At 66.7% G+C, this 20,826-nt stretch carries 21 protein-coding genes and 1 tRNA gene; 10 read left to right on the top strand and 12 right to left on the bottom strand.

Translation table 11 applies throughout. From position 1 onward, the window contains the following. Both TX76_RS17195 and TX76_RS13915 read right to left on the bottom strand, forming a co-directional pair. Positions 1-289, bottom strand: a 289-nt coding sequence (locus TX76_RS17195) for a twin-arginine translocation signal domain-containing protein (RefSeq protein WP_154019091.1), incomplete at its 3' end; no start/stop codon positions are given. 243 nt (positions 290-532) lie between these two features. Continuing rightward, the gene (locus TX76_RS13915) at positions 533-1,462 is read right to left on the bottom strand and encodes an NAD-dependent epimerase/dehydratase family protein (protein WP_049903198.1); all 930 of its coding nucleotides are present in this window, start codon (positions 1,460-1,462) and stop codon (positions 533-535) included. A 108-nt stretch (positions 1,463-1,570) separates the two neighbouring features. Here TX76_RS13915 and TX76_RS13920 point away from each other — a divergent pair, with 108 nt between their 5' ends. From TX76_RS13920 to TX76_RS13940, 5 genes are all read left to right on the top strand, one after another. Then, positions 1,571-2,257 (top strand): DsbA family protein, encoded by a 687-nt coding sequence (locus TX76_RS13920; protein ID WP_079890843.1) that lies wholly within the window; start codon positions 1,571-1,573, stop codon positions 2,255-2,257. A 6-nt stretch (positions 2,258-2,263) separates the two neighbouring features. After that, positions 2,264-2,800, top strand: coding sequence for a tRNA (cytidine(56)-2'-O)-methyltransferase (locus tag TX76_RS13925; RefSeq protein WP_049903200.1), 537 nt, complete (start codon positions 2,264-2,266; stop codon positions 2,798-2,800). A 63-nt stretch (positions 2,801-2,863) separates the two neighbouring features. Beyond that, positions 2,864-3,382, top strand: coding sequence for a transcription factor (locus TX76_RS13930; protein ID WP_049903202.1), 519 nt, complete (start codon positions 2,864-2,866; stop codon positions 3,380-3,382). Further along, positions 3,382-4,047 carry a DUF2110 family protein gene (locus TX76_RS13935; protein WP_049903204.1) on the top strand — a complete coding sequence of 222 codons (666 nt, stop codon included), beginning with the start codon at positions 3,382-3,384 and terminating at the stop codon, positions 4,045-4,047. The genes TX76_RS13930 and TX76_RS13935 overlap by 1 nt, the downstream gene beginning before the upstream one ends. After that, positions 4,044-4,808, top strand: a complete 765-nt coding sequence (locus tag TX76_RS13940) for a DUF5803 family protein (protein WP_049903205.1) — start codon at positions 4,044-4,046, stop codon at positions 4,806-4,808. The genes TX76_RS13935 and TX76_RS13940 overlap by 4 nt, the downstream gene beginning before the upstream one ends. A gap of 294 nt (positions 4,809-5,102) precedes the next feature. On the opposite strand, the gene TX76_RS13945 is transcribed toward TX76_RS13940, so the two are convergent. Continuing rightward, complete coding sequence (locus tag TX76_RS13945) at positions 5,103-7,478, bottom strand: DUF2298 domain-containing protein (protein WP_049903281.1); 2,376 nt, start codon at positions 7,476-7,478, stop codon at positions 5,103-5,105. 120 nt (positions 7,479-7,598) lie between these two features. Here TX76_RS13945 and TX76_RS13950 point away from each other — a divergent pair, with 120 nt between their 5' ends. The 3 genes from TX76_RS13950 to TX76_RS13960 all read left to right on the top strand — a co-directional run bounded on the left by TX76_RS13950 (position 7,599) and on the right by TX76_RS13960 (position 8,998). Then, on the top strand, positions 7,599-8,375 hold the full coding sequence (locus tag TX76_RS13950) for a glycosyltransferase (RefSeq protein ID WP_049903207.1): 777 nt from the start codon (positions 7,599-7,601) through the stop codon (positions 8,373-8,375). Further along, positions 8,372-8,884 carry a GtrA family protein gene (locus TX76_RS13955; protein WP_049903209.1) on the top strand — a complete coding sequence of 171 codons (513 nt, stop codon included), beginning with the start codon at positions 8,372-8,374 and terminating at the stop codon, positions 8,882-8,884. Before TX76_RS13950 ends, TX76_RS13955 begins: the two co-directional genes overlap by 4 nt. 39 nt (positions 8,885-8,923) lie before the next feature. After that, positions 8,924-8,998: transfer RNA gene (locus tag TX76_RS13960), tRNA-Met, on the top strand. 354 nt (positions 8,999-9,352) lie between these two features. Here the strand turns inward: TX76_RS13960 and TX76_RS13965 are convergent. Then, positions 9,353-10,696, bottom strand: coding sequence for a WD40/YVTN/BNR-like repeat-containing protein (locus TX76_RS13965; protein ID WP_049903211.1), 1,344 nt, complete (start codon positions 10,694-10,696; stop codon positions 9,353-9,355). 144 nt (positions 10,697-10,840) lie between these two features. Between TX76_RS13965 and TX76_RS13970 the strand changes: the two genes are divergently transcribed. Further along, positions 10,841-11,071 carry a hypothetical protein gene (locus TX76_RS13970; RefSeq protein ID WP_154019092.1) on the top strand — a complete coding sequence of 77 codons (231 nt, stop codon included), beginning with the start codon at positions 10,841-10,843 and terminating at the stop codon, positions 11,069-11,071. Between the two features lie 41 nt (positions 11,072-11,112). Here TX76_RS13970 and TX76_RS13975 read toward each other — a convergent pair whose 3' ends face one another. The 7 genes from TX76_RS13975 to hpt all read right to left on the bottom strand — a co-directional run bounded on the left by TX76_RS13975 (position 11,113) and on the right by hpt (position 19,225). Further along, complete coding sequence (locus TX76_RS13975; RefSeq protein WP_049903214.1) at positions 11,113-11,805, bottom strand: DJ-1/PfpI family protein; 693 nt, start codon at positions 11,803-11,805, stop codon at positions 11,113-11,115. A 106-nt stretch (positions 11,806-11,911) separates the two neighbouring features. Further along, on the bottom strand, positions 11,912-13,240 hold the full coding sequence (locus TX76_RS13980; RefSeq protein ID WP_049903215.1) for an ABC transporter ATP-binding protein: 1,329 nt from the start codon (positions 13,238-13,240) through the stop codon (positions 11,912-11,914). Beyond that, positions 13,233-14,348 (bottom strand): ABC transporter ATP-binding protein, encoded by a 1,116-nt coding sequence (locus TX76_RS13985; RefSeq protein WP_049903217.1) that lies wholly within the window; start codon positions 14,346-14,348, stop codon positions 13,233-13,235. Before TX76_RS13985 ends, TX76_RS13980 begins: the two co-directional genes overlap by 8 nt. After that, entirely contained in the window at positions 14,348-15,496 is a 1,149-nt protein-coding gene (locus TX76_RS13990) for an ABC transporter permease (RefSeq protein ID WP_049903218.1), read from the bottom strand. Before TX76_RS13990 ends, TX76_RS13985 begins: the two co-directional genes overlap by 1 nt. Then, complete coding sequence (locus TX76_RS13995) at positions 15,496-16,479, bottom strand: ABC transporter permease (RefSeq protein WP_394295443.1); 984 nt, start codon at positions 16,477-16,479, stop codon at positions 15,496-15,498. The genes TX76_RS13990 and TX76_RS13995 overlap by 1 nt, the downstream gene beginning before the upstream one ends. A 15-nt stretch (positions 16,480-16,494) precedes the next feature. Then, positions 16,495-18,453, bottom strand: coding sequence for an ABC transporter substrate-binding protein (locus TX76_RS14000; protein WP_079890846.1), 1,959 nt, complete (start codon positions 18,451-18,453; stop codon positions 16,495-16,497). Positions 18,454-18,655: 202 nt separating this feature from the next. Continuing rightward, a complete protein-coding gene (gene hpt / locus TX76_RS14005; RefSeq protein WP_049903224.1) occupies positions 18,656-19,225 on the bottom strand; it encodes a hypoxanthine/guanine phosphoribosyltransferase in 570 nt (189 codons plus the stop codon). 139 nt (positions 19,226-19,364) lie between these two features. Between hpt and TX76_RS14010 the strand changes: the two genes are divergently transcribed. Continuing rightward, positions 19,365-19,808, top strand: coding sequence for an SHOCT domain-containing protein (locus TX76_RS14010; protein ID WP_049903226.1), 444 nt, complete (start codon positions 19,365-19,367; stop codon positions 19,806-19,808). A gap of 471 nt (positions 19,809-20,279) precedes the next feature. Here the strand turns inward: TX76_RS14010 and TX76_RS14015 are convergent, their stop codons facing one another. Further along, positions 20,280-20,717 carry a type IV pilin gene (locus TX76_RS14015; protein ID WP_228842382.1) on the bottom strand — a complete coding sequence of 146 codons (438 nt, stop codon included), beginning with the start codon at positions 20,715-20,717 and terminating at the stop codon, positions 20,280-20,282. Between the last annotated feature and the right edge of the window lie 109 nt (positions 20,718-20,826).

Raw genomic sequence — 20,826 nt, forward strand, 5'->3', positions numbered from 1 at the left:
CTAACGACCACTGGAGGTCCTTTCTTTGTTGAAGGAGTCCTGCTAATTTTTGCACGGGTTTCGACGACATCACCGAGCTGGTGAGTCGTTGATTCTCTTGCGATTGATCTAAGGGAGTTGCATTAGTTACTTCGATGTCACTCCCTTTTTGCTCCCAAGCTTCAGGCGACGGAGCTCCGCTAACCAGACCAACGCCATTAGCTCCCAGTACACCGACACCGGCAGTAGTTCCCACTTTTTTCAGCAAGCTTCGACGATTCAGATCGTTAGCTTTCACATCTTTCCTCATGGCACACTTGACTTATGTTCTAGTGCAGTATAAAAGTTTTCTAGCTTCTCTTATGACGATTTACTGTAACTCTATAAATTTATGTTGTTTCGGGGCCGGTACGTGCTCTCTCATGCGGAACTGTCCACCTCAGCAAGTATCGTTCCGGTACACCTACGCTCGCTGAGCGCGACTTTCCCACCCGTGTTCTCTGCTGGTTCAATAGGGATTTCACGATGTCGATAGCCAGCGGTACGATGCCGCTCAGGTCAGTTCCGCGATGAGCTCGCGCGCGCCGCGCCGGATCGCTGCGTCGCTCGACAGTTCGGGACTCCACCCGAGCGCGGCGAGTTTCTCGATCGAGAGCCGCATCCGCGGAACGTCGCCGGTCCAGCCGCGGTCGCCGCCGGTGTAGGCGTACTCGGGATCGAGCCCCATCTCGTCGGCCACGATGTCCGCGATCCGCGTCACCGAGGTCGTGGTCCGCGTTCCCAGGTTGTAGGTGTTCATCGCCTGGTCGGTGTGCTCCACGACGTGCTGGATGGCCTCGATGCAGTCCGTGACGTGGAGATAGGACTTCTCCTGGCGGCCGTCGCCGAGGATCTCCAACCTCTGGGGATCGTCGTCGAGCTTCTCGATGAAATCGGGCACGACGTTCCCGCGCTGGTGCGGGCCGACGATGTTCGCGAAGCGGAACAGCCAGACCGTGAAGTCGTGGGAGTGGGCGTACGTCGAGAGGATGCCCTCGTCGGCGAGCTTGCTCGCGCCGTAGATGGAGATCGGTTCGAGCGGGGCGTAGTCCTCCGGGGTCGGCATCGGTGCTTCGCCGTAGACCGTCGAGGAGGAGGTGAACGCGATGTTCGAGACGCCGACCTCGTGCATCCGTTCGAGGACGTTGTAGGTCATCGCGCCGTTCTCCTCGAACAGCTGGCGAGGGTTCGCGTAGTTCGTGTCGGTGTACGCCGCGAAGTGGAACACACAGTCGAGGTCGTCGGTGACGACCCGCGTCACGTCGTCGGGATCGGTCATGTCGGCCTCGACGAACTCGACGCCGTCGGGAACGCGCTCACGAGAGCCCTTCGAGAGATCGTCCGCGACGACCACCTCGTTGCCGTCGGCGAGCCGTGCCGCGAGATGCGAGCCCACGAGGCCCGCCCCGCCGGTCACGAGCAGCCGTTTGCCCGAAAGATCCATGTTCCGGATGCCGAGGCGTCGAGTATGTGTCTTCCGATCCCTGTGCCGCGTTCGGGGGCCGACGGCGGTGTCGCGGGGTTTATGCCCGCTGCGACGAAAAGCCGGCCAATGGATCGAACCCGCGAGTCGGCCGCCGGTTCCTCGAACCGGGGCCGGTCGCCGTCGGTGGATCGACGCCGGGCGCTGCTCGGGGCCGCCGGCCTCGCCACGACCGCGCTCGCCGGCTGTCTCGGCAGCGGTTCCTCGGGGAGTTCGGGCAGCGCGACCACCCGAAGTGGTGATCCGCTGTCGGCCCCGGTCAAAGGTGATCCCGAGGCCAGCGTGACCGTCGCGGTCTACGAGGACTTCGCGTGTCCGCACTGCCAGAGCTACAATGCAGAGATCCTCCCCGAAATCGAGTCGGAGTACATCGAACCCGGGACGATACGGTACGAGCACCACGACTTCCCGCTCCCGGTCGACGATCCGCAGTCGTACTACGCGGCGAACGCGGCCCGCGCCGTGCAAGATCGGGCCGGTGACGAGCAGTTCTGGACCTACGCGGGCCTGCTCTTCGAGAACCAGTCCTCGCTCGGCGGAGACCGCTACGCGTCGCTGGCCGACGAGGTGGGCGTCGACAGCGATCAGGTTCGAACCGCCGCGACGAGCCGTGTCTACCGGAACACCGTCATGGGCGGCAGGGAGCAGGGCGAAGAACGGGGTGTGACTGGAACCCCGGGCGTTCTCGTCGACGGGAACGTCCTCTCGGGGTACTCCTTCGACGCGATCAGCTCCGCCATCGAATCGGCACGATAGCACACCATGCAGAGCGAACCCCCGGTCTGGGTGCTCCGACTCGGCCATCGACCGGGCCGTGACGAGCGGATGAGCACTCACGTCGGGCTGACCGCTCGCGCGCTCGGAGCCGATCGGGTCGTGTTCGCCGGCAGTGCCGACGGACCCCAAAAGACAGTCAGCGACATCACGGGACGCTTCGGCGGCCCGTTCGACGTCGAGGCGCGCGAGTCCTACCGACCGCTGCTCCGCGAGTGGGACGGCCAGGTCGTGCATCTCACGATGTACGGGCTCCCGATCGAGGACTGTGAGTCTGAGATCCGGGCGGCCCACCGATCCGAGCCCCTGCTCGTGGTCGTCGGCGCGGAGAAGGTGGCTGGCGAAGTGTACGACGCCGCCGACTGGAACATTGGAATCACCAACCAGCCCCACTCCGAGGTCGCCTCGCTCGCGGTGTTCCTCGATCGGCTGTTCGAGGGCCGCGAACTCGATCGGGAGTGGACGGACGCCGAGCGGACGGTCGTGCCCCAGGAGCGCGGCAAGCGCGTCGAACGCTCCGAGTGACGGTCTCGCAGACGAGCCGGGGTAAACGATGGATTTACCCGCCCTGATGCCCGAAGACGGGCAATGGCGTTTGAGGACCTCCTCGAAGACCCCGTGGTCCAGACCTATCTCCACGAACTCGTCGGCCCGCGCGGGATGCCCGTCGCCGCCGCACCGCCCGATGGCGAAGTGACCGACGAGGAGTTGGCCGAGGACCTCGGCCTCGAACTCAACGACGTCCGGCGGGCGCTGTTCATCCTCTACGAAAACGATCTCGCGAGCTACCGCCGGCTCCGCGACGAGGACTCGGGGTGGCTCACCTACCTCTGGACGTTCGAATACGAGTCGATCCCCGGCAATCTCCAGGACGAGATGGGGCGGCTGCTGGAGGCGTTGGAGGAGCGCCGGGAGTACGAGCGTGACAACGAGTTCTACCTGTGTGAGGTCGACTCGCTCCGGTTCGAGTTCGGCGAGGCGATGGAGTTCGGGTTCGAGTGCCCCCAGTGTGGCTCCGCGCTCGAATCGATGGAGAACGACCGGTTGATCGACGCGATGGACGAGCGCATCGACGAGCTCCACGACACGCTCACCGTCCCCGCCTGATGGTCGTTCTCGCCACCAAGTGCTACGTCGAGGGGGACGCCCGCGAGCGTGCGCTCACCGGACTTGAGTCGCTCGTCGACAACGCGATCGGCGATCTCGAAGTGACGTACGAGGTGGGGGTCCGTCACGACGACTTCCCCTCGGTGACGGTCGAAGGGGAGGACGGGGTGGCCGCACGGAACGTCCTCGGCGAGGAGTGGGGCGCGATCACGCCCGAGTTCGAACGAGGCGAAACCTACACCGGAACCCTCGAATCGTGGGACGAGTCGGGGTTCGTGCTCGACGCCGGCGAGGAGATCCGTGTGCCGGCCGACGAGATCGGGTTGGGGCCCGGGAGTCCCGAACAGGTCCGGACGCGGTACGGCCTCGTCCAGCATCTCCCCCTCCAGTTCGTCTACGGCGAGCCGTCGCGCCTGGCCGACGACGAGCGCGATCGGCTGTACGACTGGACGCGGGGCACAGGGCGAGTGAACGTCAACAGCGCGACCCGTGGAGAGGCGCGCGCGACCGTCAACCGCGCGGGCCACGCGAACGACATCGTGACCGTCGAGCGGCTCGGCCTCCTCGAACAGAGCGTGATCTGTCGCGAGGGGACCGATCCACCGGGGCTGCTCGCGAGCATCGGTGGGTATCTGCCCGCCGAGCTCCTCTGTGTCGTCCCATGACGCGACGGCGGCTCCTCGCGTTCGGGCTCCTCGTCGGGCTCGTCGCGCTCGCGGGCTGCTCGTCGATCCTCGGCCCGGGAGCGGGCGGTGGGGGCGACGCCGCCAACACGAGCTACGACTGGGACACCGACGCGAACGCCACGATAAACGTCACCGGCGGGAGCTACGAGGCGGTCTACGCGGTCCAGAACGAATCGACGTTCCCGGTCTTCCGGCGGAACGAGCTCGGTCAGAACCAGCCGCTGGGGGTCTCCGCGCTGCAGTTCCGGTACCCCGACGGCCGGGTGGTGACGGCGGACGAGACGCCGGGGTTCAACACCTCGACCGAGCGCGAGCGCGCCGTCATCAACCTCCCCGCGAGGAACGGGAAGCTCGGGTTCACCGCGTCGGCCCAGGGCAAGCGCTTCACCACCCGGACGTTCGTCGAGGGGTCCTACGAGGTCACGATCCCGAAGGGGATGCGGGTCGACTACGAGCCGCTCGCGAAGGTGTCTCCCGGCTACACGAACAAGCGGATGGTCGACGGGCGAGTGCAGATCAGGTGGGACGACGTCGAGTCCAGCGCCGTGGTGGTGCGGTACTACCTCCAGCGCGACCTGTACCTCTTCATCGCCGGGGCCGCCGTGCTGGTGCTCGTGGCGGCCGGCGGCGCGCTCTACTACCTCCGGCAGATCCGCGATCTCGAACGCCGGCGGAAGGAGGCAGGGCCGGACGTCGACACCGGCAGCAGCTCCGACGACGGGCCGCCGGGATTCGGATAGATACGCCCCGGTCGCCGTTCACCTTGGAGCGGTGGCGCGCGGGAGCGGTGCGAGGCGCGAACGAAGAGAGGGCCTCGTTGCGAACGGGGAGGCACGACCCGTGAGCGCACGGTTCGCGCGAGGGATGACTGAGCGGAGTGAGCGAAGCGAGCGCAGCGAGGGAGTCGGCTGGGGAGGGGGTGGCCTACGGTACTCGTTTGTTCCGGGACTCTCCCACGACATTTCGGCCGCTGTCAGGGGCCCCTCGACAGTATCTCGCGTAATCGAAAGAGATAGCAAACGAACTGATTCCGTTCAGGCCGGCAACCCGTTCTGGTCGACGCGGTAGATCGTCACGTCCTCGAACTGCCTGGCGACCTCGACGCCCCGGAGATCCGCGACGGCGATCCGCTCGTACGCCGCGCGCTCGTTCGGGCCGACGTAGACGTACCGGACGTCGTACTCGCGGAGAAGCTGTGCCTGGTCCACGGGACGCCCTTCGTAGATGGTTTCGACGTCCGCGACGCGCTCGCGGTACGCTTCGTCGCCCCGGTAGCCGGTCTCGTGGCTCCAGCCCGCGACCGTCGGCAGCCCCGTCAGACTGGAGGGGGCGTTCACCCAGCGGTAGGGTTTGCGGGGGTCGTCGTTGCACCAGCAACCAGGCAGCGAGACGATGTGGGGCTGGCCGGATCGGTCGTCGAGCCACGCGATGGCGGCCGCCTCGTCGGGGTGGGTCGCCGGGACGAACGCGCGCGCGTCGAGCGTGGGGTCGTCGACGCTCGTCACCGGGCTCTCGCTCGTGAACTGGTCGGTGAGCGCGAGGCCGCCGTAGATCGATGTCGAGAGGACGACCAGCGCGAGCAGCGCGCGGCCGGCGATCCGCCATCGGCCCGCCATCGCGTCGGCGACCCCGGCGGGGCGGGCGTCGACCAGCCACGCGGCCATCGCGCCCGCTGCAGTCGCGAAGAGGACCCAGATCTGCGCATAGGTCTTGAACACCGTGTTGAACCGTCCCGGTCCCGCGTTCTCCTGGATGTAGACGAACTCGACCAGCAGGACGAGTCCCGCCCCCGCGACCAGCAGGACAGTCTCGTAGCCGACGGTCGCCCCGACGAGCGAGTCGCGGGTGGCGACGCCGCCATCGGATTCGGCGGGGTGTCGTCGGCTGCTGTCGACGAACGCCGATCGAGCACCGCTCGAACCGGCGTTCCGCCGGGTCACAAGCACGAGCCATCCCACGAGGAGCAGCGGACCGAACACTACGACGGCGGCCGCATCGGCCAGCCACGCGATCGCGACCAGGCCGGCGAGCGCGGCGAGCACCGCCTCGCGCGTCCGGGTGCCGAGCGAGCGCGCGTGGACGGCGAGATACGGCACGAACACGAGGAGGAACGCGCCGTAGACGAGCAACAGCGGGCCGAGCGCGCTCCGTTCCGGGAGGAAGGCGACCGCGCGCCCGCTCGCCGAACCGAGCCAGAACGGGATCGACCACGCGACTCCGAGTGCGAGGACGACCGCCGCGGCCGCGAGCGCGCTCGCCGTCCTGCGCACTTCTCCGCGGAGGCTGGAGCCGGCGGACGACCGCAGGCGAGCCGCGATCCGCTCGGGAAACAGCGACACCGGGTCGGCGTCGGCGAACGTCATCGCGAGCCACCCGATCCCGGCGACGGTCGGAAAGCTCCACGTGTTGACGACCGCGAGCAGGCCCGCGATCGGCGGCACAGCGCCGAACGCGAGGAGTCGCCGTCGCAACACCGCGTCGGCGGGCGCACAGTAGTAGGCGAACCAGCACGCCGCCGCCAGCAGGAGGAAGGGCGTGCTCAGCATGTGGGCGTGGAGATCGCCGTTGAGCCACGCGAACAGCGGGAACTCGTTGACCGTCCCCGGAATGACGCGGCTCGCGTCCCAGTAGCCGAACGCCGCGGGTGAGGCCGCGAGCCCCGTGATCTCGATGCCGAGCCAGGCGGCGACCGACTCCGTCACACCGTCGGGAAGCGCCCACAGCACCGCTCGACCGGCGGTTTCGAGATTGCTCGCGAACCCGACGAGGAACGCCGCGATCACACCAGCGGTGCGGGGCGATCGACCGCGTTCGGCCGCGATCGCCCCGGCGAGTCCGTAGGCCGCGGTCACGACCATCGCGAAAAAGCCCGCGAGCGCGAGGTTGTACGCGTAGCGCGCCTCCGTGAACGTGAGCTTCGCGAGCAGCGTCGTGAGGAGGTGACCGCCGTAGTAATACTGGACCGGCTCGCCGGCGAACCAGACGTCCTCCGGTGGGAGCCGGGTCGTTCGGGAGAGGGACTTGAGAAGACCGAAATCGAGGAACTTCTCGCCGCCACCCGGATGCACCGCCGGATCGACCGCCCGGATCGCGATCATGAACAGGAAGGCGAGCGCGAACACCACCACCGGGGCGAGCGCTCGCCTGGCGTCGATGTCGTCGCGGTCGAGCCGTCGAAGCGAGAGCCCCGACAGCGCCACGAGGACCGCGATCCCGGCGACGAGGCCGGCGACGAGCGAGAGGTGACCGACCCAGTAGGCGACGCAACCGACGACCGCGAGCGAGAGCGGGAGCGCGAGCGCGGCTCCATGGTCGGGGAATCGCCGGAAAAGAAGTGCAGCGAGAGGCGCACCCGCCAGTCCGAGGGCAAAGAGGACGGCGAGCCACCGGACGACGAGACCGTACTCCATGCCGAAACCCGGGAACCGGTGCATATCCCTCTTGTGGGATCGGCGAGCGTGAACGGACGGAAGCGGAGTTCGGGCCGGCGGTTCCGAACCCCTTTTGTCCGCGCCCGCGGAGGTGGCCCCATGCACCGGTCCGTCGGGGTCGTCGTGCCGGCCTACCGGCCCGACGTCGAGCGCCTCGCGACCTACGTCGCCGCGATCGACGAGCGCTGCGCCCCGACGACGATCCGGATCGAACTCGACGCCCCCCGGTCCGGGGTGGCCGACCGACTCGCGGACCTCTCGGCGACCGTCGCCACGTCGCCCCACCGGCGGGGGAAGGGGCGCGCGATCACCGCCGGGTTCGAGGCGCTCGACACCGACGTGCTCGCCTTCGCCGACGCCGACGGGAGCACGCCCGCCGACTCGCTCGCCGACGTGATCGCGCCGGTCGAGGGAGGCGGAGCGGATCTCGCGGTCGGCTCGCGCCGCCACCCCGACGCGACGATCGCGCGCCACCGGACGTTCGCGCGCCGCCGGCTCGGCGACACGTTCGCGTGGCTCGCCCGGCGGCTGGTCGCCCCCCAACTGTTCGACTACCAGTGTGGCGCGAAGGCGATCTCGCGGGAGGCGTGGGAACGGATCCGCGAACACCTCTACGAGCCGGGCTTCGCGTGGGACATCGAGCTGGTGGCGATGGCGGATGCGTTCGGGCTCTCGATCGAGGAGGTGCCGATCACGTGGCACGACCAGCCCGATTCGACCGTCTCGCCGATCGAGACGTCGGTCGCGCTCGCGCAGGGGTTGCTCGCCGCCAGGCACCGCGCGGCGCTGATCACCGAAAGCCGCCTCCACGGCGCGATCGCCGCACGCCGGGAGGCCCCGACAGCGCTCGTCGACGCGGGCCGTCCCGACCGATGAGCGCACGCTCGCTGCTGGCCGACCTCCGGGCACGCCTCGCGAGCGGACGGGTGACGGGGCGAGTGCTCGAACTGGTGTCGGCGGTCCGCTTCGGCCAGTTCGCCTCGGTCGGCGTCGTCGGCGCGCTATTCGACGTGACGACCGCGACGGCGCTGCGCGAGCTCGGTGTCTTCCCCGAGATCGCCGTCTTCGTCGGCATCGAGGTCTCGGTCGTCGTCATGTTTCTCCTCAACGACAACTGGACGTTCGCCGAGGAGGGCAGGGGTGGACTCCGCCCGACGCTCCGACGACTGCTCCGCTCGAACCTCGTCCGAACGGGTGGAATCCTGGTCCAGCTCGTGACCTTCCGATTGCTCTATCGTGTGGTCGCGGTCGACCTCGCCGTCGCGGGTCTCGACGGGTGGTTCGTCGTCTCGAAGGTCGCCGGGATCGGCGCGGGCCTGCTCGTCAACTACGTCGCCGAGAGCCTGCTCACGTGGCGGGTCCACACGGGTCCCGGCGACGGATGAATCACAACCCTTAACCAACGGACAGCGATACGAGAGAGTAGCGGGATAGGATAGCCAGGAGATTCCGGCGGGCTCATAACCCGCAGACCGGTAGTTCAAATCTACCTCCCGCTATCCCACCTTTTGCTACGGTCGCTCACTTCGTTCGCTCTCTGCTCGCGGGCCGAAAGCCCGCTCGCACGGTACGGGGGACGCGGAGCGTCCCTCGCTCCTCGCAAAATCTGGACCAAAAGCCTCGTCACCTCCTTCGGAGGTTCCTCGGCCCGCTTGCTCACACCGCGCTCACGGCTTCTTGGCGCGGCGGAGCCGCGCCAACGGTCCGAGGCGGCTTCGCCGCCTCGCTATCGCCGTTCGCGCAAGCCGCGGCGCTTCGCGCCGCGCGTTCGCTCGCGGTACGATAGCTTGCCCGACCGCACCGACCGCAGACCCTAAATTCGGTAGTTCGCCCTCTCGAAACGCCAGTGGTGCTCAGTTTTGCTGTTCGTTCGCTGTTTCCGCGGGCGGATTCTGCGGCCGTGACTTGGCTTGATTCTCCTTCTGCGAACGATCTCCGTTCTCGGGCCGTGAGGAGACGTTTTGCGACCGTGTCACGTCCGTAGCTTCGGTTCGGGGCTGCGGTCTGGACTGGGTCGGCGCGCTCTCTCGGGACTGCTGGCGTGGCTGCGCGGTGCGGGACTGCGGCGGGTTTCGTGACGGCTCTCGTCGTGGTGGGGTGGACGCGTGCGGTTGCGGCGATTCGGCCGCCGGCTGCACGGGTTCGCTTCGGGGCTGCTGTGCGGTCGAGGGTCGGTTTGACGCTGTCGACGCGGATTCGCGAGGTGCGTTCGGGTCGGCGTCGTACACCTCGCCGCGTCCTGCGTACTCGTCGCCGTCGGGGCTCTTGCCGGCCGCGCGCGTCGTCCCGCGCGGGCGTTCGAGCACGAGGCCGCCCTTCCCGATCGCGATGTCGGGGTCGCCGAGCGCGAGGTCGTAGAGGGTGTCGTCGGTGGGGGTGTGGAGTCGCTCCCACCGTTCGCCGCCGTCCGTGCGCTGGTACATGAGGCCGCCGTCGCCGAGCGCGACCATCTGGTTCTCGTACATGTCGAACGCGTGGAGCGCGCCCTTCTCGGCGACGCCGATCGGCGTCCAGTCGCGGTAGGAGTTGTCGTAGCGGTAGAGCACCCCTTTCCCGGCGGCGATGTACACCCGGCCGTTGCGCTCGGCCCAGATGTCGTAGAACTTGACCTGTGACTCGATCACTCCGATGTCCTTCCAACCATCGTTTCTGGTTGTCATGAACGCGTTGCCGCTGGTGTCGATACCATACCCGTAGCCGTCGGGTGAGGCGGCCAGCCCTGTCATGGTCGACCCCTTGTTTGCGGGTTTCTCGGGCACGCCCCAGTTGATCGTGAACCCATCGACGCTGCACGGCATGATCTCCCCCGACCCGTTGGCGACCAGTAGCTTCTCGCTACCGGTGTTGCCGCTGACGGCGATCGACTCCCACGTGCTGGTCATCTCGTTGGGGTAGGAGTAGTCGTACTTCCGGTTGGTCTCGACGTCGTAGCAACCGATCGCGCCGCTCGACCCCGCGAACCACAGCCGCTTGCCGTCGTCGGTCACGTCGAGCGTCCGCAGCTGGTTTTGACTCACGTTCGGCCCGTCGTCGGTAATGATCGCCCATCCTTTGCCACGGTCACCCGCGATGATTCCGCCGTCACCCACCGCGAACGGACCGCGGGACGTGGTGACGACCTCGAAGAGGTCGTTCGAAAAGGGCGTCTCGACTACCTGCCACTCCGGCTCGTTCCTGTCGGCTCCGAGTCCCCACATGCGATCGGAGGAACGTCGCCGTAGCTCTTGAGTTGTGGACAATATATGGAAGAATAGAACGTTCGGGCTGGTGTGTCGGTTCCGGATCGTCCGCTTTTCTTCAGTACGGACACCCATTTACCGTTCCCAGCGATGGGTGTAGCCATGGCGGAAATGACCGTCGTCGACGCCAACGACCGCGCCATCCAGCGATGTACCGAGTTCGAACTGCGCGAGCACGGCCTCGTCACGAAGACCGAGAACGGCGACGAGACCGGCTTCTTCCCGTTCGGGAGCTTCGCCTACGTCGGGCGAACCCAACGACGGGACGAGCAAGCGACCGCCCAGCAGGAGGCTCGGCAAGGGACCAGTCGCCCCCAGAGCCGCCAGCAGTAAGCAGTAGTTCGAGCCGGACGTTCGGGGCCACCCCCGGCCGTTCAGGCGGGCTGTTCGATGCCGAGTTCGTCGAGGAGCGTTTCGGCGGCCGCGGCCGACGAGCCAGGTCCGCGGGCGGTGACGAGATCGCCGTCGACGGTGACGCTCGTGTCGGCGTCGAGTTCGGCATCCCAGTTGCCGCCCGCTGCACGGACCTCGTCCTCGACCCAGTAGGGAAGTTTCCGGCCGTCGGGCATCCTGTCGTGGTCGTCCACAATACCTTCCTCCCACTCGTTCGGGAACCCGGTGACGTCCCGGCCCTCGACGAGCCGGCCCTCGCTCTCGCCCCACGTGAACGCGAGGATGCCGACGGCGTGACAGACCACGAGCGCCGTGCCGTCGTCGCCGGCGACCGCGTCGGCCAGCAGCGTGCGGGCGTGACGATCCTGATTGATGTCCCACTCGGTTCCGTGCCCGCCGGGGAACACCACCGCGTCGTACTCGTCGGCGTCGGCGGCCGCGACCGGGATCGGGTCGTTCAGCCGGTCGTCGTTCTCGTGGACCTCCATGACGTGTTCGGCGGTCTCCTCGCCCACCTCGTCGGGATCGACCGAGCGCTCGTCGATCTCCGGAGGCGATCCGCTCGGCGTGGCCACGGTGACGTCGACGCTCGCATCCGAGAGACTCGTGAGCGGCTCGATGCATTCCTCGCCCCAGTAGCCCTCCTCGCTGACGACGAACAGTGCGGTTGTCATCGCCCACGATACGCCCCCACCGCCGAAAGGCTCACGGCCGCCGGACAGTTCCGCCGCTTATCTGGTACCGTCGCCCGTCTCCACCGCCGCTCGTCGCCTCCGCCGCTCACCCGGCTCCGTCGCCGATCCGCTCGGCGGGCCGTGGCTCCGGGTACCCCTCGTCGTGGAGGTGACAGGACGCCGGATGGCCCACCGCGGTCTCACGGAGTTCGGGTGGATCGCGCTCGCAGACGGTCGCGAACTCCTCGGCGAGCAGCTCGCGCGCCTCGGCGAGGTCGTCGCGGACCACGTGATCGAGCGCGTCGTCGAGCACCCGCTCCGCGCTCGGGCTGTCGAGCGTCGGCGGCACGTCGAACTCCTCGCGGATCGCGCGCTTCAGCGTCTCGTCGTCCGGGTTCTCGGATTCCATCGAGACGAACTCCCGAACCGCTTCGAGGTCGATCCCCTGGCCGTCGACGTGCTGGCGCAGGTCCATCACCGCGCGCCAGTTCTCCTGCTCGAACTCGTAGTCCGTGGGCTGGATCACCTCGGGACACCGGGTGTGGAACCGGCAGCCGCTCGGCGGGTTCGAGGGGCTCGGGACGTCCCCGCTCAATACTACCCGATCCGCCCGATCGCGCGGGTCCGGGGTGGGGATCGACGCGAGCAGCGCGCGGGTGTAGGGGTGGGCGGGGTTCTCGAACAGCTCCTCGGTCGGCGCGACCTCCACGATCTCGCCGAGATACATCACCGCGACACGATCGCAGACCTCCCGCACCACGCCGAGGTCGTGCGAGATGAACAGCATCCCGACCCCGAACTCGTCTTGGATCTCGTTCATCCGCGAGAGGATCGTCGACTGGATCGAGACGTCGAGCGCGCTCACGGGCTCGTCGGCCACGATCAGTTCGGGGTTGACCACCAGCGCCCGCGCGAGCGCGACGCGCTGTTTCTGCCCGCCCGAGAACTCGTGGGGGTACCGATCGAAGTCCTCGCCCGACAGCCCGATCCGGTCGAGCAGGTTCTCGACGATCCGCCGTCGGCGGTTGCGGTCGCGCATCCCGTGGACGCGGAGCGGTTCGGCGACCGACTCGCCGATGCTCATCCGGGGATCGAAGCTGGAGGTCGGGTCCTGGAAGATCATCTGGGCGCGCCGCCGGAACCGCTTCAGCTCCGCGTCGTCGTATGCGGTGATGTCGGTGCCGTCGAACAGCACCTCGCCCGCGGTGGGATCCTCCAGGCGGAGCATGCTCGTCGCGGCGGTCGACTTCCCACAGCCGGACTCGCCGACCAGGCCAACGGTCTCGCCGCGCTCGACGGTGAAGCTGATCCCGTCGACCGCCTTCACGCGGCCGACCTCGCGCTTCAGAACCCCCTCCGTGATCGGGTAGTGTTTCTTCAGCCCGCGGACTTCGAGCAGCGGCGCGTCGCCGCTCGTCGGTATGTCGCTACTCATCGTCGGCCTCCCTGGATTCCGTCCCCTCTGCAGTCTCGGCACCGACCCCGCCCCGCACGGCACCGCCGTCCGCGAGGCCGGTGTCGGTCTCTCCGGCCGGCTCGCTCTCGCGGACGACCGACGGATCGCCGCTGGGACCGTAGTGGACACAGGAGACCCGGTGGTCGTCGGTGCCGTCGACGGGGTAGAGTTCGGGCTGGTCGCCGACGCGACAGTCGTCGATCGCGTGCTCGCACCGAGGGTTGAACCGGCAGCCCTCGGGCGGGTCGGTCGGGTCCGGCAGCGTTCCGTCGATCGACCCCATCGGGGTTCCACGTCCCGGGAGGCACCTGAGCAGTGCCCGGGTGTAGGGATGGGAGGGCCGTTCGAAGATGTCGTACACGTCGCCCCGCTCCATCACCTTCCCCGCGTACATCACGACCACGCGATCGGCGATCTCGGCCACGACGCCGAGGTCGTGAGTGACGAAGAGGACGCTCATGTGGAACTCCTCCTGGAGGTCGGCGATCAGTGCGAGGATCTGAGCCTGGATCGTGACGTCCAAGGCGGTCGTCGGCTCGTCGGCGATCAGGAGATCGGGGTTCGCGGCGAGCGCCATCGCCACCACCACGCGCTGTTTCATCCCACCCGAGAACTCGTGGGGGTAGTCGTCGAACCGAGCGGCGGCCTCCGGGATCCCGACCCGATCGAGCAGATCGATCGCGTGCTCTTTCGCCCCCGCGTCCGAAACGGTGTGGTCGTGGAGTTCGATCGCCTCCACGATCTGCCACCCCACGGTGTAGACGGGGTTGAGCGCGCCCTGGGGGTTCTGGAAGACGTGCCCGATCCGACCGCCACGGACCTCCCGGAGCTCCTTTTCGGTGAGCTTCGTCAGGTCCTCGCCGTCGAACAGCACCTCGCCGCCGGCGATCTCGCCCGGAGGGCTCTGGATGAGTTTCGTGAGCGATTCGCTCGCGACCGTCTTGCCCGAGCCGGACTCGCCGACGATACACACCGTCTCGCCGCGGGCGACGTCGAAGCTCACGCCGTCGACCGCGCGAACGGTGCCCTCGTCGGTGTGGAACTGCGTCCGGAGGTCTCGAACCGAGAGCAGTGATTCGTCTTGCATCATTCGGTCTCCTGTCGTGGGTCGAGCGCGTCGCGCAGCGCGTCCCCGAGGAAGTTAAAGGAGAGGATCGTGAGAAACAGGAACACGCCGGGAATGGTCGAGATCCACCACGCGTCGCTGAGCTCGCCTCGTCCCGCCGCGATCGTCTGTCCCCACGAGTACACCGTCGGATCGCCGAGTCCGAGGAAGGAGAGCCCAGCCTCGGCGAGGATCAGGAAGGGGATGTTGAGCGTCGCGGCCGTGATGATGGAGTTCGAGACGTTCGGGACGATATGTCGCCGGATCACGTGATAGGTGCTTCCGCCGGCGCTTTTGGCCGCCTTGATGTACGCCTCCTCGTTGCGCTGGAGCGCCTCGCTTCGGATGATCCGGGCGTACCCACCCCACCCCGTGAGGCCGAAGATCACGATCAACAGGAAGAGGCTGCCGCCGTAGAGGTAGACGAGGATCAGAAAGAGGAAGAACGTCGGGAAGGTGAGCTGGATGTCGACGTACCGCATCAACACCTCGTCGACCCACCCGCCGCCGTAGGCGGCGGTCGCGCCGACCGCGGTGGCGATCACCATCGAGATCAGGGTCGCGATCAACGCCACCTGCATGCTGACCCGCATCCCGAAGATCACTGCCTTCATCACGCCCACACCGTCCTGTGTCGTCCCGAACGGGTACGTCCACGACCCGCCCTCCTGCCAGACCGGGGGCTGGGAGATCGCGCCGAAGTTCGGCTCCGGCGCGTTGATGAACACCGTTCCGATGGTCCCGACGAGGAAGATCCCGATCAGGAAGACGAGACCGAGCACCGCCGCCTTGTTCTTCTTGAACTGCCGCCAGTAGTACGCGGTCAGCCGGCGGTTCCGCGCGAGCGGGACGATGGCGTAGAGAAAGAGGACGAGGAGGGTACCGACGAACAGCCAGTCCACGCCGGTGAGATCCCAGACGTACCCGAAGCCGGCGACCGTCACGTCGATCGTCGCCCGGCTCGGTGGGAGCACGAAGACGTCGTACAGCAAGAGGAGCGCGTACGCTGCGAACGCCCCGTAGGTCACCGCGGCGATCGCGTCGACGTCGCCGATGCCGCTGTCGAGCGTTTCCCAGTCGACGTCCTCGAACCGCTCTCCCTCGCCGTCCGGTGGTGTGTCGACCGCCATCAGCGATCACCGTAGCTGATCCGCGGGTCGAGCACCGTGTACGCGATGTCCTGAAGCAGGTTGCCGATCACGGCGATGAACACCGGGATCAGCGTGGTGCCGAGCACCAGCGCGGTGTCCTGGTTGATGATCGCCTGATAGCTCAAGAATCCGAGGCCCGGGATCCCGAAGACCACCTCGATGAGGTACGACGCCGTCAGGATCAGCCCCAGCAGGTCCCCGACCAGCAGCGTCGAGAGCGGCACCAGGGTCGGCCGGAGGATGTGCCGAGTCAGCATCCGCCAGCCGGTCGCGCCCTTCGCGCGTGCGGTCTTGACGAACTCCGCCTGGACGTACTCCAGCGCCTCCGCCCGGGCGTACCGGGCGTTGCCCGCCAGCGCGGAGGTCATCAACACGACGATCGGCAACACGAGCTGGTGGAGGTTCGCCAGCGAGAACGTCCGGTTGGTGGCGATCTGCGCGTCGAACAGCACCGGAAACCAGTTGAGCTGGACCGAGAACACCAGCAGGAGGACGATCCCGAACCAGAAGTTGGGGATGCTGACCCCGAAGAAGGCCGCGAGCGTGGCGACGTAGTCGCTGCGCTCGTACTGGTGGACCGCCGAGTACAGCCCGATCCCCATCCCGATGATCGTCGAGAGGACGATCGAGGGAGCGCCGTACATCATGGAGTACGGGATCGCCGTGAGGATCGCCTCCGACACCGGCTGTGATCGGGTGTCCGACCAGCCCCAGTCCCCCGACGCGAGGTTGGTGAGGTAGTCGAGATACCGCTCCCAGAGCGGTCCCTGGAGGCCGCGCCGCGCCCGGAACGCTTCGGCCGCCGCCTCGGCGCTCTGCCCGCTCTGTGCCGCCTGGAACTGCACCTGCGCGAGTCCCGCGTTGGGTGCGGCGTCGAGCAGGACGAAGGTGATCGTCAGGATCACGAACGTCACCACGCCCGCCCACGCGACCCGCCGCGCGACGTACCATCCCATTCCCATCGTTGGTCCCGATGATCAGGCCTCGTCGAAGTACCAGATGTTGTCGTCCCACCCGAAGCCGAACGTCTCGTCCGGCCCGACCACGTTCGGCTGGTAGCCGATGATGTCGACGCCCATGTTGGTGAACAGGTTGGCCTGTTCCTTCGAGAGCGCACCGAAGATGCTGGCCAGCGCCTGCTGGCGCGTTTGCTGGTCGGTCGCGGTCGAGGCCCTGCTGTACAGCTCGTTCAGGTTCGCCTCGGGGTAGTAGCCGAAGAAGTTCGTCGAGGTCTCCCGCTGCCAGAACACGTCGGTCGACGTCGGCGTTCGGGGGTAGGTGTTGAAGACGATGCCGTACATCATGTCCCACTGCTCCGGACTCACCGAGTCGGTCCGTTCGCCCGCGTTGAACGGTCCGGCGCTCCAGTCGCCCTCCTCGTCGCCGAAGTTGCCGTTCGTCGGGCTGTTCGTGACGTACTTGTCGAGCAGCGTGTTGAACCGAACGGCGGTGAGCGACACCGCGAACCCGAGCTTCTCGAACTGCTGTTTGAAGTACTTGCAGGTCGTCTCGGTCGTCTGCGACCCCGTCGTGTAGACGAGGGTGAGCGTGACCTGGTTGCCGTTCTCGTTGACGACCTGCCCGCCCTCGTAGGCGTACGGAGTGTCACCGAGCGCGCTCTGGAGTTCGCTCCGGGCTTGCTCCATGCTGAACGTGTCCCCGACGCCGAACTGTTCGACCTGCGAGTCGTCGTAGAAATCGGAGAACTGCGGCTGGAACGTGTGGGCGACGTTGCCGTAGCCGTTGAGGATGTTCTCGAGGATGAGCTGCTTGTCGACGGCGTAGGCGAGCGCCCGGCGGACCGCCGTGCTCCGGAACCCCTCCGCGAAGACGCTGTTGGCCCGTCGGTTGTAGATCAGCTGCGAGCAGAACGGCTGTGGGGCGACGACGACGCTCGTGTCGTCCGATCCCTCGAACTGACTCACTTGCGTCGAGGGGATCGCCGTCGTGGTTATCTCGTTGGCCTGCAGCGCCGAGAGGCGCGTGCTCTGCTCGCCGATGACCCGGTAGGTGTACTGATCGAAGTACGGCGCACCCTGCCACGCCGCGGGGACGTCCGAGGCGTCGCGCATGTAGTAGTCGTCGTTTCGGGTCGCCACGAACGCCGCCTCCCGATCCCAGCGCTCGAAGCTGTACGGCCCGAGGTTCCCGCTGTAGGCGAGCGTGCTGATCTCCTCGTCCTGCTGGAGTCCCTCGAGGTCCTTGTCGGGGACGTACTGTTCGAGGAGCCCCTTCGGCATGCAGAACGCCCCCCACAGGATCGGCTTCAGCGGGAACGCCGGGTCGGGGTTGGGGAGCCGGATCTCGAAGGAGAGTTTGCCGGTCTTCTCGACCGGGATGAACTCGCCCTCGCGCTGCCAGTCACCCCGGTTGGAGTAGGCCGCCCAGTTGTCCTCGGTCTGGTAGACGTTCTTGATCATGTACACCCAGTCCTCGGCGGTCATCTGGCCGTAGTCCCCGCCCCACTGGAGGTTGTCCCGGAGGTTCGCGGTGTAGACCCGGTTGTCGGGCCCCGATTCGAGGTCGAGCCAGAGCGGGAACACCTCGTTTTCGGTCGTGATCGCGTAGGCGCTGTCGAGCGCCAGTCCGATCCGGTTCGACGACGGGACGTCGGAGACCTGGATGAAGTTCAGGGTCTGGGCGTCGGTGCTGGAACCGGCGATGTAGTTCCCGCCGACCGTGCGCTGACCCCCGGACTGTTGGGTCTCTTCCGAGGCGTTCCCGCCCTCGGTCGAGGCGTTCCCACCACCCGAGGTGGCCGTCGCCTCGGTCGTCCCGCCACCGGACGCCTCCGTTCCACCGCCGCCACCGCCGGCGGTGCTCGTCGAATCACCCGAGCCACCGCCGCCGGAACAGCCGGCGAGCGCGGCCGCCGCCCCGCTCACCCCGAGCGTCTGCAAGAACCGTCGACGATTCGGAAATCGGAGGGCTGGCATTCGTTCTCGTCCGTCGTCGTTGCCATCGGTTGGCATGTGTGTGTGAAACGTTGTCTACGGGAAAAGGCCGTCGCTTTCTGCGGCAAACAATTGTTACAAATAATGGGAGTGCACGCCGGGCGCACGAACGCGGACGATGAGACTCGGTCTCGAACGCTTCGGTCAGTGATCGGCCGGTCGTGTCGGATACGCGGAAAAGAGCTTACCCGTCGCCGTGGGGATCGGTGATGACGACCTCTTGATCCTCGACGTCGACGTTGATCAGCGTCTTCACGTCGTACGGGCTGTCGTCGAGTTCGTTGCCGCCGCCGACCTTCTTGATGACCGCGACGACGTCGACGATCTCCGCACCGATCTCCTCCAGCGCGCCGGTGATCCCGCGGAGCGTCCCGCCCGTGGAGAGCACGTCGTCGAGCAGGAGCACCCGATCACCCTCGTCGACGTCGTTGACGTACATCTCGTTCTCGGAGTAGCCCGTGACCTGCGAGAGCGCGACCTCTCCCTCCAGGCCGTACTGGCGCTTGCGGACCACCACGAGCGGGATGTCGGTCATCAGCGAGGTCGCGGTGGAGATGTGAATGCCCATCGCAGCGGGCGTCACGATCTTGTCGACGTCTTCGAGCGCGGCCTTCCGGATGATCTTGATGACGATCTCGCGCAGGAGTTCGGGTTCGAGCATCGGGACGCCGTCGCTGATCGGATGGACGAAGTAGTGATACCCTTCCTTCTCGATGATCGGCGCGTCGAGCAGCGAGTCCCGAAGCTGATTCATGCCGCTGGTACACCGAGTCGTCGGTAAAACTTGACGGTCGTCGGTCGTGAACCGCGCTCGCTCGCCGCCCTCGTCGGCGGCGACGCCTGGCCGCAGCGAGGGATGGGTTTTTGCCGTGCGCTCGTCAACCAGCGATCATATGACCACGACGGCGCGCGAGCGATTTCGGGAGAACGCCACGGGGATCACCTCGACGGTGGTGACGGGGGTCTGGCTCGTCGCCCTGTTCACCGGCCAGTCGTGGTGGCTCGCGGCGCTTCTCTTCGGCTACATCGTCGTCGTCCCGGTCGTCTCGATGCTGTTCGGCGACGACGAGGACTGGGAGGAACACGCCGACGAGGAACGGGCGGACGACGAGCACTGGGAGGACGGCTGGACCGGCGGCGGCTGGACGACCGAGGACTCGTCCGACGAGCCGCCCGAAACCGACAACCGCGACGCCCTCGAAACGCTCCGGAATCGCTACGCACGCGGCGAACTCACGGACGAACAGTTCGAACGGAAAGTCGAGCGACTCCTCGATACCGACTCCCTCGAAGCCGTCGAGGACCAGTATCGCGAGCGCGAGCGGTTGCGGGAGTAGTGTGTTTCACAGACGATCTGATTGCTGCGGGCTGCTCCCGCCACGATGCCGGACACTCACTTTTTTGCTTCGTCGGGGGCGCTCGGTCGCTCACGGATCGCTACGCTCCCCGTTCGCATCGAGGCGCTCACTTTGCTCGCACCTCGCGCCGCTCGCCCACCACTCTTCGTAAAATTTGGACTAAAAACCCCGCTCAACTCCCATTTTTTGCTGCACTCGCTCGTTCGTGGTTCGAGAGACGCGAAGCGTCTTTCGAACGACTTCGCTCACTCAGTCATCCCTCGCGCAGTGTTGCGCGCCGACGGAGCGGCGCGCAGCGCGCGCCACCGCACAGCGAACCGCACGGCTGGCACCACGACTTCCTGAGACCGCCACGTGACCGTTGAGTCGTCGGCTATCCGTTCGCCGTCGAAAAATGAGATTACACCGAGTTGTTCAGTTCACCCGCGAAGGGTGAGGCGAGCAGTCGGATTACGTGGTGCCACTAACGGCAGAGTCGAACGTCTGAAGGACCGCCGAGTTGCCGTTACCGTCGTCCCAGATGACCTTGACGGGTTCTCCGGCTGTCCCCGTCGCAGATGTGGAGTCGCCAGAGACGTAGGCACTTTCCTCACCACTTCCTCCTCCCCACTCAGTTCTGGTTCCATCGCCAATCTGGTAGTACAAATTGCCATTCGTTATCGAATCGCCACTTTCCATGGTTAGCGTCCCATCTTCACTATAACTGAAGCTCGCCTGGGGAGCGCTGCTCTGACTCCCAAAGATGCCGGTGGCGAACGCACCGACGACGGCGGCGAGAATGACGACGACCGCGATCATCAGCACGACGCCGATGACCGGGCTGACTGCACGTGAATCCGACCGGAGTTCGTTGAGTTTCGTTTTCATAGTCTTGGTTTCGCGACCCATCAGCCCCGGACTCGACAGCAATCATCGTCGCCGACTGATTCAGCTATCGTGACTGTCGAGTTCGTTTATGCTGATGCGTTGGCGAGGATTGAGAAGGGGACACCATAAT

Origin of the sequence: Halococcus agarilyticus, assembly GCF_000334895.1 — an archaeon.
In the GTDB taxonomy this organism is placed as follows: domain Archaea; phylum Halobacteriota; class Halobacteria; order Halobacteriales; family Halococcaceae; genus Halococcus; species Halococcus agarilyticus.